This window comes from Olivibacter sp. SA151 (genome assembly GCF_054130995.1).
On record NZ_CP096391.1, the window covers coordinates 3,508,794 to 3,522,580 of the forward strand.

The window sequence follows — 13,787 nt, forward strand, 5'->3', positions numbered from 1 at the left end:
TAAAATTTAGCAAACCAAAGAACATAGTGGCAAAAAACGTCCTTACAATGTGCTTTCCGTATAGATTACTAGGGGTTGACAAGCAACATGAAAAAAATAGTTACCTTTGCACCATTATGTCAAAACAGGTTCCAGCAGACGGTACGCTTCTTCCGCTCATGGAAGAATTTTATACGATTCAGGGCGAGGGTTATCACACAGGAAAGGCAGCTTATTTTATACGTTTAGGGGGCTGTGATGTGGGTTGTCATTGGTGCGATGTCAAAGAAAGCTGGGATGCTGAACTACATCCTTTAACAAAAGCAGATGATATCATAAGAAACGCAGCGCGATATCCTGCCAAAACCGTGGTGATTACCGGGGGCGAACCGTTGATTTACAATTTGGACTACTTAACCAGGGGATTACAAGACGCGGGCATTAAAACCTTCATTGAAACCTCCGGTGCTTACCCATTAAGTGGTCATTGGGACTGGGTTTGTTTATCTCCCAAGAAATTTAAGGCACCACTCCCCGACGTTATTGAGGCTGCCGGCGAGCTAAAAGTAATCGTTTTTAACAAAAGTGATTTTGAATGGGCTGAACGATATGCTGCCCAAATTCCCGTCGGCCGGAAGTTATACCTACAGCCTGAGTGGTCTAAAGCGGCTCAGATGACGCCCCTTATTATTGACTATGTAAAGGAAAACCCCAAGTGGGAAATTTCTTTGCAAACCCATAAGTATCTTAATATCCCCTAGCAAAAAACAAAAAAGCATAAAATATTATATCTTAGTGTAAGATTTGGAGCCTATGCTAAGATATCTTCACTGTATGCGCCTATTTTTTTTATTTTGCCTATTTTATAACAGCTTATCCTTTTTTTGCTCCAAACTGGGTGCCCAGCAGCTAAATCCTTCAACAAGCAAGTCAAAAAAACTTTTTGAAGAAGCCGCGAGATTTTTGAGCAGAAATGATTTTACCAATGCCACTATACGTTTGGAACAGCTTCTGAACGACGATAGTCTCTTCGTTACTGCACGCCAGCAATTAGCGGATATATATCTGCGTCAAAAAGAGTTTGAACAAGCTGCCAAACATTATGAGATGGTTTCCAAACTAGCTTCGGATTTAACACCCTCCACTTGGTTTGGACTAGGCGAAAGTTTGCTGAACTTAGGCGCTTATGCGGCATCCAAACAAGCTTTGACAACTTACCTCAGCAAGGTATCAACACAGACTAATCAACGGAAGGCTATTGCGCAAAAATATTTAGCGGATTGCAATTTCAGTTTAAGCGAGCGCAAAAACACTCAGCTGCTAAATATTCACAACATGGGTGCTTCAATTAATTCAGCGGATGATGAATATTTTCCTATGCTGACGGCCGACCGCTCTTCTATTATTTTTACGCGTCAAAAAAAGGGCGGTTTAGAATATATTTATGTCAGTCAATATCAAGATAGCGCATGGAAACAGGCCCTTCCCATTCCGGGAAAAGTTAATACCGAGTCATACAGTGAAGGAGCGCATTGTATTTCTCCCGACGGACGGTATTTGTTTTTTACGGGCTGCAATAAACCCGACGGTAAGGGAAGTTGTGACATTTACATATCCCATTGGGAAGGCAGTGCCTGGGGCATCCCTCATAATTTAGGTTCACCAATTAATACCGGTTCTTGGGAGGCACAGCCAGCAATTAGTCCGGACGGAAACACACTGTATTTCGTTAGCAACCGCAAAGGAGGATTTGGAGGAAACGATATCTGGTATAGCACCCTTCAGCAAGATGGCTCTTGGGGAGTACCGCAAAACATGGGTGACAAGGTCAATACATCGTTTGACGAAAGCACACCCTTTATCCATGCTGATAACGAAACACTTTATTTTGCCTCTAACGGATGGCCGGGCTTCGGTAATAAAGACCTTTTTATCAGTAAGCTTGATCATGAAGGGAATAGACTATCTCCGGTCAATATGGGTACGCCTATTAATGATCACCTGGAGCAACGTGCGCTCACTGTTAGTTTAGATGGTTCAACCGCTTACTTCGCAGCTGAAAGACCGGGTGGCAAAGGCGGACTCGACATATATACATGCCTCCTGACTGAGCATCTAAGACCTACTGCTGTTGCCTATGTTAAAGGACGCGTATTTGATAAAACAACCGGTAATGCCGTAAAAGCAGCGGTCAAGCTGACCGATTTAAAGAACAAGAAGCGAACATTCTATTCAGAAGTGGATTACCTCGATGGTACTTTTCTAGTACCGCTCCCGGTAGGAAGTGAATATGCGTTGCACGTATTGCATCCTGAATATCTATTTTACAGTCAACATTTCGCTTTAGCAGACACGCTCACAGAAAAAGACATTTATGCTGTCAAAGTCGGTCTAGAACGAATTAGTTCAGGACGATCCGCCATTTTAAATAATATTTTCTTTCCTACCAACGGTTATGAGCTTCTTCCTACATCAGAAAGCGACCTAATGGAGTTATTTCAGTTACTACAACATAACAAACATATACGGATAGAGATAACAGGTCATACCGATAATACAGGCTCCGCACAAGCCAATCAGGTACTTTCGGAAAAACGGGCGCTTGCTGTTTACGCTTATTTACTGAGTAAAGGTATAGACAAAACCCGGTTGGCGTATAAAGGCTACGGACAGAATAATCCGATTGCCGACAACACGACGGAAAAGGGTAAACAGCAAAACAGAAGAACAGAATTTAAGATTATCGCAACCGATTATGGCAAATGATCAAGCATTAAGAGAAAAGATGATGCATTTAGGATTGCTTGAACCCTCTTTAAGCTTATTTTGCAACGAGTTGGAAGAAGTAGATTATGAGAAAGGTTCGAGCATCATAAAAGCCGGCCGCACAGCACCGTATCTATATTTTATTTTGCAAGGGATAGCACGTGTATATATACAAACCGAAGAGAAAGAAACCGTGTTCTGCTTTTGCTTAGAAACCGATGTGCTGTTGTCTTATAACAGCTTTTTTAATGAAAGTCCTGGATACGAAACCATCGAGCTATTAGAAAACAGCACACTATTAAGAATAAGCCATCGTAAAGTAAAAACACTTTGCGAAAATAATTTAGATATCGCCAATTTTTTTAATCGGCTGATTGGCTCAGAACTGGTAAAAACGGAAGAGCGGCTGATAGGCACCCAATCGAAAACCGCAACCGAGCGCTATAATGAGCTAATTACGTTATCCCCCTCTATTGTTCAACGGGTACAATTGGGCTATATTGCGTCTTACTTAGGCGTCAGTCAGGTTACATTGAGCAGAATCAGGCGTAAAATGAATCGGTAACTTTCGATTGAATTATTTTTTAACATATGTAAAAAAAGCGCTGTATCCTATTACGGATATTTGCCAACACAAAAAACAAAATACTATGGCTTGGTTTTATCTAATTATTGCGGGTCTATTTGAAGTAGGCTTTACTTCCTGTTTAAAGTTATCAAATAACTTTACCAACATTAAATGGTCCATCGGTTTTTTCATTTGTATCACGCTGAGCTTTCTTCTTCTTAACAAAGCGATTCAGGATATTCCGATTGGCACGGGTTATGCTGTATGGACGGGTATTGGAGCTGTAGGAACGGTTATTATGGGGATCATCCTATATAAAGAACCCTCTGATTTTTGGCGTCTATTTTTTATTTTCACCCTAATCGCTTCAATTATCGGTTTAAAAATGGTGTCGAAATAGAACAAAATATAGATATATGACAAAAGGCGCCTAAGCGCCTTTTGTCTATAGCAAAATAAACTTTATTAATCAGCAGTTTCTATAATGGCATGCTCTTTAGCTGCTAAATATCGCTCGGCTTCCAACGCAGCCATACAGCCACTACCTGCAGCCGTTACCGCTTGCCGATAGATATGGTCTTGAACATCACCTGCGGCAAAAACTCCCTCAACATTCGTTTGGGTACTATCAGCTTTTGTAATTAAATAACCCGATTCATCCATATCCAGCCATCCTTTGAAAATATCAGTGTTCGGTTTGTGGCCTATTGCTACGAAGAAACCTGTTATATCCAATACTTGATGTTCCTTTGTTTGATTATTGATGATTCGCAATGCATTAACAGTTTTACCGTCTCCCAAAATCTCTTCTGCCTCTGTATTATAATGTATCTCTATATTTGGCGTATTGAAAACGCGATGTTGCATTGCTTTAGAAGCCCGAAACTCGTCTCTTCTAACCAACATATGTACTTTTCTACACAATTTAGCAAGGTAAGTAGCCTCTTCTGCTGCCGTATCTCCTGCTCCGACAATAGCCACATCTTGACCTTTAAAGAAAAATCCGTCACATACCGCACAAGCTGAAACACCAAATCCGTTGTACTTTTGCTCGCTATCTAAACCTAACCATTTTGCTGTAGCACCGGTTGCTATAATTACCGTATCAGCCGTTATTGTTTTGATTTCATCAATGACAACTTTATGAACCGGCCCTGAAAAATCTACACCGGTAGCATAACCAAAGCGTATATCGGTACCAAAACGTTCCGCTTGCTTTCTAAAATCTTCCATCATTTCCGGACCCATGATACCCGCCGGATAACCTGGAAAATTTTCAACATCCGTAGTTTGCGTTAGCTGTCCACCCGGAACAATACCTGTATACATAACGGGTTTTAAGTCAGCGCGCGCTGCATAAATAGCGGCCGTATATCCTGCTGGTCCCGAACCTATAATTAAGCACTTAACGTGTTCTATTTCTTCAGTCATGTAAATTCTATTTTTTCTCGACACAAAGATACTGATTACATCAAAGCAATCCGTTTTCCTTTTGTAAATTTCTTATCTGCTGTTATCCGTAGACGTTAAGCGTCATTGCTTACACCCTACACCTCAAACCTCAACCTTCCATCTCCCACCTAAACCCGATACCTCACACCTGCATAACCCCCACGTTAAAAGCTTTCGTAATTGGGCTCTGATTAGCGGCCTCGATCCCCATCGATATAACTTTTCTTGTGTCTAGCGGATCAATAATCCCATCTATCCATAGACGCGCGGCTGCGTAGTAGGGAGTAGTCTGTCGATTATATCTAGCCGTAATTTCACTTAGGAGATCAGCCTCCGCTTGGTCACTTAAATTTTGCCCTTTTGCTTTCAGTGTTGCTTTTTGAATTTGCAACAAGGTTTTTGCTGCCTGCTCACCTCCCATCACAGCAATTTTTGCCGATGGCCAGGCGTATATTAAGCGGGGATCGTAAGCTTTACCACACATGGCGTAATTTCCGGCCCCATAGGAATTTCCAATCACAACGGTAAATTTTGGCACGACTGAATTTGCGACTGCATTCACCATTTTTGCTCCATCCTTAATAATTCCACCTTGTTCGGATTTACTGCCAACCATAAATCCGGTTACATCCTGTAAAAAAACAAGTGGTATTTTCTTCTGATTACAATTCATAATAAATCGTGCCGCTTTATCAGCCGCGTCTGAATAAATAACCCCTCCTATCTGCATTTCACCCTTCTTATTTTTTATTACTTTCCGTTGATTGGCCACAATCCCTACTGCCCAGCCGTCAATCCTAGCCAAACCACATAAAATACTTTTTCCATATAAAGCCTTATATTCATCAAATTCCGAATTGTCTACCAAGCGCTGTATGATTTCGGCCATGTCATAAGGTTTTTCTCGCAAGTTCGGAAGTAAACCATAAATTTCTTTTGAATCAAGTGCAGGAAGTACGGGCTTTATCCGGTTAAATCCGCTATTTAAAGGAGCGCTTAGTTTTTCAATAATACGTCGGATACTGTCCAAACAGCTTTTATCGTCCGGATGCTTATAGTCCGTCACCCCGGATATTTCACAGTGTGTCGTTGCACCGCCAAGTGTTTCGTTGTCCACCTCTTCACCGATAGCCGATTTTACCAAATAGGATCCCGCAAGAAAAACGGAGCCGGTACCATCTACAATCATCGCTTCGTCGCTCATCACCGGCAAATAAGCTCCACCGGCTACGCAAGATCCCATAATAGCCGCTATTTGTACAATACCCTCGCTACTCATGCGCGCGTTGTTTCGAAAAATGCGTCCAAAGTGTTCTTTATCGGGAAATATTTCATCCTGCATGGGTAAGTAAACGCCCGCTGAGTCTACCAGGTAAATAATGGGCAATCGATTTTCCATAGCAATCTCCTGTGCGCGAAGATTTTTCTTGGCAGTTAAAGGGAACCAGGCACCAGCCTTGACGGTAGCATCGTTTGCTACCACGACACACTGCCTATTGGCAATATAACCCACCACTACCACTACACCGGCTGAGGGGCAGCCTCCCTGTTCCTCATAGAGGTTGTCTGCCGCCAGCGCCCCTATTTCCAACGAAGGTCGATGCTTATCGAGCAAATATTCAATCCGCTCTCTAGCCAACATTTTACCCTTTTCATGCTGCTTTTTGCTTGCCGTCTCTCCGCCACCTAAAAAAACTTTTTTTAATCGACTTTTCAGTTCGTAAACAGCCTGCTTGTTAACATCTTCGTTTATATTAAAATCGAGGTTCATAAGTTTAGCGTTTATGGTTAGCAATTAGCTATAGCTTTCTTTCATTCGAAGATAATTCATTCTCGAATATCAACGTTTTGGCTCTGATTATACAATAACCCGGAACGTAACGCTATACATGCTGGTTTACCAGCTTTGATTCCAGTACTATTTTCCGTCCCTGTTTAATGCCTGAATCATCGGCGTTCTCTTCGGTATCTCTGTCTATCAATTCGAATAACATTTCAGCTGCAAGTGCTCCCTGTTTTCCCGGTAATTGCTCAATGGAAGCCATGGGTGGGTTTTCCATATATTTCCATATGGGGTAGTTCGCATAACTGATAAAAAATATATCTTGGTTAACCGTCAATCCTTTGCTACGCACCGCATTCATCGCATCCAAGGTAACATAGTCGTTAAACGAAACGACAGCGGAGGGTCTCTCACTTAAGTTAATCAATTGCAGTGTTGCATCGGTATTTCCCTTTTCCGACAAATCGGTATAAACAATATAATCGCGATTTAAGGGAATACCGTTATTAACCAACGCATCAATAAATGCCTCCTCTCTTTCTTTGCTTGCGGGTAAATGGGCCGGTCCATTGATAAAGGCGATCCCCCGATGCCCACAGGAGGCAAATGTATCAATGGCCTCCTTCATTCCTGTTTTCAGATTACTAACAATAGCGTTAATCTGCACCAAATCGGGTACGCAATCGAAAAAAACAACCGGAATGCCTGCATTTCTCAATATTTCAATATACTCAAATTCGCGTGTGTTTTTGGCGGACGAAAGGATAATTCCGTCTACACGATGCACTTTCATGGTATTGATAATTTTCAGCTCTCTTTCGGGATCATCCAATGATTGGCCAAGAATGACTGTGTAATTGCGGCTATTCGCAAAATTCTCAATTTCACTTATGGCCGCAGAAAAGAAAGCTTCGGATAAACTTGGCAAAATAACGCCTATAGTGAATGTTTTTCGCTGTTTGAAAAATATTGCGGTTCTGTTCGGCTCGTAGTTCAATTCCTCAGCTAATTTCTTTACTCGCATCGTGGTAATTAACCCGATGCTGGGATGATCATTAAGCGCACGGGAAACAGTTGAGGTGGATATCTTTAACCGTTTGGCGATTTCCTTAATCGTTGGTTGTTTGCCTTTATTCATAAAATACCAGAATTAAAAGCCTTCTTGTAGGCGGATCAGTAATCGTTTAGACGATTACCTGAAATTAGCTGCAATGTACAAAATCTTTTGATCATTAGGGCCGGTCGGTCTTCAACAATGACTCGACCGGAAGATAATCAATTCCTGCTTTAAGAATCTCTTCAGTAGGCTCCCGGTTCCGACTAATGATAAGCACGTCCTCCAAACGAAGATGATTATCACGAAGAAGATACTCAAGCGGATCGGTAACTCCCTGTAAGGCAAGCTCATCATAAAAGTACATCTTTATATAGCTACTTAAAGGGCCCCAATCAATTTGCTTTAATTTATTCAGTTGCATCAACGGATTTCCCTTCGTTAAAACAAAAATTCTCTTTTCGTCCTTCGTGATTTCCAATAGTAAATGTTTTACCTCTTCGAAGAGTAATAATTTTAGCGGCAATTGAGCATTTACGTGGATTCTTTTAAAATTTTCAAGATACTTTGCGTCGATTCCAAACACAGCTGCTGCCCGTTGAAAAATTTCTTCTTTCCCGTGATGCTCATATACTTTTTTCATGAAAGCAGTTAAATCGTTCGCCGGTGGCACTGTTTCCGTATATTCCAATAAATGAGCGAACAGATAATATACCTGCAAGAGATAATCCTTTTCCGGATAGAGCACATCATCTACCTCGAAAATAAAGGCCTTTTTGTTCTGATCTAGATCTTTATACGTAAGCATTTTTCAGTTACAGAATAAGCCATCCCTGGCTATGCCAAACAACAAAAAAAGAGTTCCTCCCCACCGTCTGAGACTACGCATACGCCCGACTCGTTTTCCAAGCTTTCAATCGGTTCTCCTTGACCTGCTATTTTGCCTTTGAGTAAAACCGTTGTGTTCAGATCTTTGCCTGGGTTGACAATAAATTCAACGATCTCTAAAAGTCGGTGCGACGGTACTGCCAATTGTATTCCGTATTCTGCAAACAAATCTTTACATGCAGCAAGCTGTATGATTTCGTCCTTTCTCAAAGGAATTATAAGGTCTGATTCGTTGCTGATACCCACCTTTAATAGTTCGTGATTAAACGATGCGCTGCTGCCGGATGGTATTACTACATACCTTCCTCCTGCAATTAACAAATCAGGGATAGCTACATTATCACCGAATATCACCTTATCCTCCGCAGAAAATACACGTGCAAGTTTCTGTGCGAGCGCACTCATCCCTCCAGTAATCAAAATATTCATCAAAATCAGTTTAGCATAAATTTAAGGATACCTTCGTCCGTCTATAACTTTAAACAATCAAACCATCCTTCATGTGCACAGTACGATCCGAAATATCAGCCAGGTGTTCATTATGCGTTACTATAACGAAAGTTTGTTGCAATTCATTCCTCAATTGTACGAAAAGATGGTGCAAGGCCTCGGCGTTTTCCGAATCCAAATTGCCCGACGGCTCATCGGCTAAAATAATGGATGGATTATTCATCAGGGCGCGTGCTACGGATACGCGCTGTTGTTCGCCACCGGATAAAGCATTGGGTTTATGGTCTGCTCGGGCTCCTACCTGAAGAATATCTAACAATTGTTTTGCTCTTTTTTCACTCTCAGATTTTCCTTTCCCGGCAATGAATGCAGGTATGCAAATGTTCTCCAAGGCAGTAAACTCAGGAAGCAAATGATGAAATTGAAAAATAAAACCTATATGTTTATTCCGAAAGGCGCTTAATTTATTGGGAGAAAGTTTGGGCAACTCAGTTCCATTCAGCACCACCTCACCCCCATCCGGCATATCTAATGATCCAAGAATATGCAGGAAAGTACTCTTGCCCGCTCCGGAGGCTCCTACGATGCTAACAATCTCACCCTTTCTGACCTCCAGGTCAACGCCTTTTAAAATTTGGAGGTTACCGTATGCCTTTTTTATACCTCGAGCGCTCAACATAGGGCGAATATACAAGTTTTATTCAATCCTCATTAAACCATTCATATAAATCTTGCGGCTTTAACCGGTGTTTCTCCTCGTTCGACAAATCTCGCTTGATTCGACCATGCGATAGCTGTACCAAGCGATTGCCATAGCTAAGAGCTTCTCTCATGTTATGGGTTATAAATAGTACTGCAAGTTGATAATCTGCGATTAGCTTGCTCGCCAACTCCATAACGCGAGCGGCAGATCGTGGGTCGAGCGCAGCGGTGGGTTCATCCAAAAGCAGCAATTTAACATCGCTCATAACTGTCATCAGCAAAGTTAAAGCCTGCCGCTGCCCACCACTTAGTAAACCCATTGGTTGATGTATTTTGTTTTCCAAGCCCATATCGAGTAACCGCACCTGCTCCCTCACCCGCTCCTTAAAAGCGGTATTGACGCCAATAGTAAGTTTTTTCGCTTTTCCACGCAGGGAAGCCAATCTAAAATTGTCCAAGATGCTCAATTCCGGAGCAGTACCTTGCAATGGGTTCTGAAAAACCCGTGCTATCCATCGGCTCCGCCGGTAATCTGCCATTTGATTTAGCAATTCATCATTTAATCTAATTTCGCCATTGTCAGCCCAGATCGTACCGGCAATTAGATTTTGCAGCGTACTTTTACCAGATCCATTTGCGCCTACTACGGACACAAATTCCCCCGAGGACACGGTAAAAGACAAACGGTCCAGCGCACGGATCTCATTCGGCCGATTAGGGAAAAAAGTTTTACTTACATTATTGAGAACCAGCATAATCAACGTTTTAGCGAACCTTTCAGAAAATTACCTTGAGGCAAAGCAACAATTAGTAACACAAAACAAGAGGTAAACAGTTTGAGAAGAGAAGAATCTATACCCAGACTTAATGTAAAGGCTAGTACTAACTGAAAAATAACCACACCAATGACGACCATGCCGAGATTAATCCATACTTTATCTGTGGGCAGCAATTTGATAATAGTTTCCGCAATCATTACGGAACCTAAACCACTGATAACAATCCCAATGCCCATGTTGATGTCAGTAAAACCCTGAAACTGGGCAATCAAAGAACCGCTAAAAGCAACCAATGCATTCGTAATCGCCAAGCCAATCCATTTTATTTTGAAGGTGTTTACCCCCAGCGATCTCACCATGATTTCATTATTCCCTGTGGCTCGCATCGCAATGCCGAAGTCAGTCCGCAATAAATAGTTGAGTATAACGACTAGTATGACAACCACCGTACCGGCAATCAGGAACGTATTGGAATTAGTATCTTGCACCAGTGTGATGGAAAAAAGATTCTTGTAGCTTAAGAGCGGAATGTTGGAACGTCCCAACAGGGTAAGATTAACAGAATATAAAGCGGTCATTACCAAAATACCCGCCAATAAGGCATTAATTTTTAGCTTCGTATGAATAAGTGCCGTGCAACTACCCGCAATGGCACCTGCCAGTAGAATAAGCGGGACTAGTATAAAAAGGGATAGCTGATGGCTTATACCCAGCGCGCATATTACTGCGCCCAGCGTATAACTCCCATCGGTAGTGATATCAGGAAAATTGAAAATCTTCATCGTTAGATAGATTCCCAAACCCATGGGTACAAAACATAGACCTTGTAGTATAGCAGCGAAATAAAAATCCATGCAGTTGAAGAAAATTTATAGCTTTTCGAAATTTTCCGAGAATGTTAGTCCGAATCGAGTCGCTGCGGCTCCATTATATACCCTTCTTCTTATCTTGACTTTTTCAACCGTTAACTTATCTGTTTTCTTTGACTTCAGAAATTTAGCGGCTTCTTGCCCTGCCTGGTATCCCCATTGATAGATATCGGCACCATAAGCAGCTACAGCCCCTCTTTTTACCAGTCCGACTTCACTTGTAAAAACCGGAATTCCACGCTCATTACAATTATTTAAGATAGTTTCGAAAGCTGCGAAAACAGTATTGTCGGGGTTAGCGAAAAAAGCATCTATTTTTCTTTTCAAGAGTGCACGCACGACTAGCTGAGCATCAGCGGAAGTGTTTAGCGGTAAGGCGATTAGTTCAACCTGCTTTTGCTTGGCCAACTTATCCAGTCGGTTAAAGGCGTCAACTGACTGCTGTTCAGCTTGGTTATAGATCATACCAATGCGTAGATTATCCCTTTTTTTGGGTTTGACGACTTGTTGAATAATAGCAAAGGATGTGTCGATATAATTCAGATCTTCGCCGACACCAAAAAGATTATCAGGCCCTTTTTTCTTTTCATTTATCAGTCCCAATATTTGCGGCATAGCGGTAACGCACATGAATATCGGGATGTTTTTTATTCGCTGCACAGTAGCCAAGGTTGACATGGTTGTACTGGTTCCAATACAATCCACCTCTTCCGACTGCATATAGCTTACTATTTGGTTCATGGCTCCCATATCGCCCTGCGCGTTCTTTGCGATGATTTCTACTGTCTTATTTTGTTCGCTAAAACCACTTGCTGCCAGGGCTTCTATAAAACCTTTGCGGGCATCGCCAATAGTAGCATCTTCGAAGGCTTCGATAAATCCAACTCGGGGAACACCTCCTTGCTTTTTTGGATTATTACAAGAAATGAACCCGATGGCAAACAATAATAAGATCAAAAATCTGTTATATTTCATATGTAAATAATCTGTTTTTTATGGCCATATGGAATATCCACTTTATTTTTATTTGCATCCGTGTTTGAATAGCCTGTAATACATGGATATTTTATTCGTATATAAAATTTGTTCCTTTGTGTTACTACAACAATGAGCTTACACAGTTTCCGCCATAAACGTTACATGGCATACTTAGGACGTTGCAATTTACAAGAATATACTGTACACTTGACTTATTTTGTTGAGAAAATAGCGTTCTCGGATAAACAATGTCATCTTTAACCAGTAACAACTAATTTAAAAAAAAGTTAAACAAAACAAACAAACTTGAATCACATCTTTATGATCAACGTTCTATCTAAACTTCCTAACGTAAGCAATTCTATTTTCAGCACGATGACTGCCTTAGCCAATGAGCATGGAGCAATCAATCTCTCGCAGGGTTTTCCTGATTTTGACTGCTCCCCTAAGCTTATTGATTTAACCCAAACTTATATGAAAAAGGGACTGAATCAATACGCTCCTATGCCAGGGGTTTTGCAGCTACGTGAAAAAATAGCCGAGATGGTGGAAAAGCAACAGCATGCGATTTATCATCCAGACAAGGAAATCACCATTACAGCCGGCGCAACGCAAGCCATTTTTACTGCTATTGCCAGTATTATTCGACCGGATGACGAGGTGATTTGTTTTGATCCCTGTTACGATAGTTACGCGCCTGCAATCGATTTATGTGGAGGAATGGTAAAAACTGTTTCTTTATTGCCTAACAGCTTTAATATCAATTGGGACGATGTCAAGAAGGTCTTTTCACATAAGACAAAGCTTATTATTATCAATACACCGCATAATCCTACCTCGGCTACGCTAACTGACGCCGATATGAAACAATTGATAAAACTTACACAGGGAACGGATATATTTATCATTAGCGATGAAGTTTATGACAAGGTTGTATTTGATGGCAAGAAACATATTAGTGTAGCAAGTTATCCCGAACTCCGGGAACGCAGCTTCGTAATCTCTTCTTTTGGAAAAATGTTTCACATAACCGGCTGGAAAATTGGGTATTGTCTTGCTCCTGAAAAACTGACCGTTGAATTTCGGAAGGTTCACCAATATTTGGTATTCAGCGTAAATACCCCCGTTCAATATGCCTTGGCCGATTTCTTGATGGACGAAAGTGAATACCTCTTACTTAGCAAATTCTTCCAGGAGAAGAGGGACTTTTTCGTCAATGCGCTCCGTTCAACGCCTTTTGAGATACTTCCTGCATCGGGATCTTACTTTTTGTTAGCCAATTACGATAAAATAAGCGACAAAGGTGATCTTGACTTTACAAAGGAACTGACGGTCAACTATGGCGTCGCAACTATTCCATTATCCGTGTTTTACAAAAACCGATTGGACAGACACTATATAAGATTTTGTTTTGCAAAAAAACACGAAACCTTGGAAAAAGCCGTTGAAAATTTAGCACGAATTAAATAACACGCCTTTTTTGGCTTTGATGGCGTTTCAGTATCATACACTAAATAGT

General features: G+C 41.4%; 14 protein-coding genes. 5 read left to right on the forward strand and 9 right to left on the reverse strand.

Translation table 11 applies throughout. From position 1 onward, the window contains the following. The first annotated feature begins 116 nt into the window (after window positions 1-116). From M1D52_RS14570 to M1D52_RS14585, 4 genes are all read left to right on the forward strand, one after another. Complete coding sequence (locus M1D52_RS14570; protein ID WP_041387475.1) at window positions 117-740, forward strand: 7-carboxy-7-deazaguanine synthase QueE; 624 nt, start codon at window positions 117-119, stop codon at window positions 738-740. Between the two features lie 202 nt (window positions 741-942). Beyond that, window positions 943-2,745: an OmpA family protein gene (locus tag M1D52_RS14575; RefSeq protein ID WP_437392871.1), complete on the forward strand. Its 1,803-nt coding sequence runs from the start codon at window positions 943-945 to the stop codon at window positions 2,743-2,745. Then, window positions 2,735-3,310 (forward strand): Crp/Fnr family transcriptional regulator, encoded by a 576-nt coding sequence (locus M1D52_RS14580; RefSeq protein ID WP_149105673.1) that lies wholly within the window; start codon window positions 2,735-2,737, stop codon window positions 3,308-3,310. Before M1D52_RS14575 ends, M1D52_RS14580 begins: the two co-directional genes overlap by 11 nt. An 85-nt stretch (window positions 3,311-3,395) precedes the next feature. Beyond that, the gene (locus M1D52_RS14585) at window positions 3,396-3,713 is read left to right on the forward strand and encodes a DMT family transporter (protein WP_013666548.1); all 318 of its coding nucleotides are present in this window, start codon (window positions 3,396-3,398) and stop codon (window positions 3,711-3,713) included. A gap of 65 nt (window positions 3,714-3,778) precedes the next feature. Here M1D52_RS14585 and trxB read toward each other — a convergent pair whose 3' ends face one another. From trxB to M1D52_RS14630, 9 genes are all read right to left on the reverse strand, one after another. Further along, a complete protein-coding gene (gene trxB, locus M1D52_RS14590) occupies window positions 3,779-4,744 on the reverse strand; it encodes a thioredoxin-disulfide reductase (protein ID WP_437392872.1) in 966 nt (321 codons plus the stop codon). Between the two features lie 163 nt (window positions 4,745-4,907). After that, window positions 4,908-6,536: an acyl-CoA carboxylase subunit beta gene (locus M1D52_RS14595; RefSeq protein WP_437392873.1), complete on the reverse strand. Its 1,629-nt coding sequence runs from the start codon at window positions 6,534-6,536 to the stop codon at window positions 4,908-4,910. Window positions 6,537-6,648: 112 nt separating this feature from the next. After that, complete coding sequence (locus M1D52_RS14600; RefSeq protein ID WP_013666545.1) at window positions 6,649-7,686, reverse strand: LacI family DNA-binding transcriptional regulator; 1,038 nt, start codon at window positions 7,684-7,686, stop codon at window positions 6,649-6,651. 94 nt (window positions 7,687-7,780) lie between these two features. After that, complete coding sequence (locus M1D52_RS14605; RefSeq protein ID WP_013666544.1) at window positions 7,781-8,410, reverse strand: HAD family hydrolase; 630 nt, start codon at window positions 8,408-8,410, stop codon at window positions 7,781-7,783. A gap of 29 nt (window positions 8,411-8,439) precedes the next feature. Beyond that, on the reverse strand, window positions 8,440-8,919 hold the full coding sequence (locus M1D52_RS14610) for an ATP-grasp domain-containing protein (RefSeq protein ID WP_013666543.1): 480 nt from the start codon (window positions 8,917-8,919) through the stop codon (window positions 8,440-8,442). Between the two features lie 49 nt (window positions 8,920-8,968). Beyond that, entirely contained in the window at window positions 8,969-9,619 is a 651-nt protein-coding gene (locus tag M1D52_RS14615) for an ABC transporter ATP-binding protein (protein WP_013666542.1), read from the reverse strand. A gap of 22 nt (window positions 9,620-9,641) precedes the next feature. Then, window positions 9,642-10,397: an ABC transporter ATP-binding protein gene (locus M1D52_RS14620; protein ID WP_013666541.1), complete on the reverse strand. Its 756-nt coding sequence runs from the start codon at window positions 10,395-10,397 to the stop codon at window positions 9,642-9,644. Between the two features lie 2 nt (window positions 10,398-10,399). Then, a complete protein-coding gene (locus tag M1D52_RS14625) occupies window positions 10,400-11,275 on the reverse strand; it encodes an ABC transporter permease (protein ID WP_377609138.1) in 876 nt (291 codons plus the stop codon). Between the two features lie 15 nt (window positions 11,276-11,290). Then, window positions 11,291-12,265 carry an ABC transporter substrate-binding protein gene (locus tag M1D52_RS14630; RefSeq protein ID WP_013666539.1) on the reverse strand — a complete coding sequence of 325 codons (975 nt, stop codon included), beginning with the start codon at window positions 12,263-12,265 and terminating at the stop codon, window positions 11,291-11,293. Between the two features lie 324 nt (window positions 12,266-12,589). Between M1D52_RS14630 and M1D52_RS14635 the strand changes: the two genes are divergently transcribed. After that, window positions 12,590-13,738 (forward strand): methionine aminotransferase, encoded by a 1,149-nt coding sequence (locus M1D52_RS14635; protein WP_013666538.1) that lies wholly within the window; start codon window positions 12,590-12,592, stop codon window positions 13,736-13,738. The last annotated feature ends 49 nt before the right edge of the window (window positions 13,739-13,787 follow it).

Excerpts from the sequence above, each read along its gene's own strand:
- M1D52_RS14570 (WP_041387475.1), top strand. The coding sequence starts at position 117 with ATGTCAAAACAGGTTCCAGCAGACGGTACGCTTCTTCCGCTCATGGAA.
- M1D52_RS14580 (WP_149105673.1), top strand. The coding sequence starts at position 2,735 with ATGGCAAATGATCAAGCATTAAGAGAAAAGATGATGCATTTAGGATTG.
- M1D52_RS14585 (WP_013666548.1), top strand. The coding sequence starts at position 3,396 with ATGGCTTGGTTTTATCTAATTATTGCGGGTCTATTTGAAGTAGGCTTT.
- trxB (WP_437392872.1), bottom strand. The coding sequence starts at position 4,744 with ATGACTGAAGAAATAGAACACGTTAAGTGCTTAATTATAGGTTCGGGA.
- M1D52_RS14595 (WP_437392873.1), bottom strand. The coding sequence starts at position 6,536 with ATGAACCTCGATTTTAATATAAACGAAGATGTTAACAAGCAGGCTGTT.
- M1D52_RS14600 (WP_013666545.1), bottom strand. The coding sequence starts at position 7,686 with ATGAATAAAGGCAAACAACCAACGATTAAGGAAATCGCCAAACGGTTA.
- M1D52_RS14605 (WP_013666544.1), bottom strand. The coding sequence starts at position 8,410 with ATGCTTACGTATAAAGATCTAGATCAGAACAAAAAGGCCTTTATTTTC.
- M1D52_RS14610 (WP_013666543.1), bottom strand. The coding sequence starts at position 8,919 with ATGAATATTTTGATTACTGGAGGGATGAGTGCGCTCGCACAGAAACTT.
- M1D52_RS14615 (WP_013666542.1), bottom strand. The coding sequence starts at position 9,619 with ATGTTGAGCGCTCGAGGTATAAAAAAGGCATACGGTAACCTCCAAATT.
- M1D52_RS14620 (WP_013666541.1), bottom strand. The coding sequence starts at position 10,397 with ATGCTGGTTCTCAATAATGTAAGTAAAACTTTTTTCCCTAATCGGCCG.
- M1D52_RS14625 (WP_377609138.1), bottom strand. The coding sequence starts at position 11,275 with ATGGATTTTTATTTCGCTGCTATACTACAAGGTCTATGTTTTGTACCC.
- M1D52_RS14630 (WP_013666539.1), bottom strand. The coding sequence starts at position 12,265 with ATGAAATATAACAGATTTTTGATCTTATTATTGTTTGCCATCGGGTTC.
- M1D52_RS14635 (WP_013666538.1), top strand. The coding sequence starts at position 12,590 with ATGATCAACGTTCTATCTAAACTTCCTAACGTAAGCAATTCTATTTTC.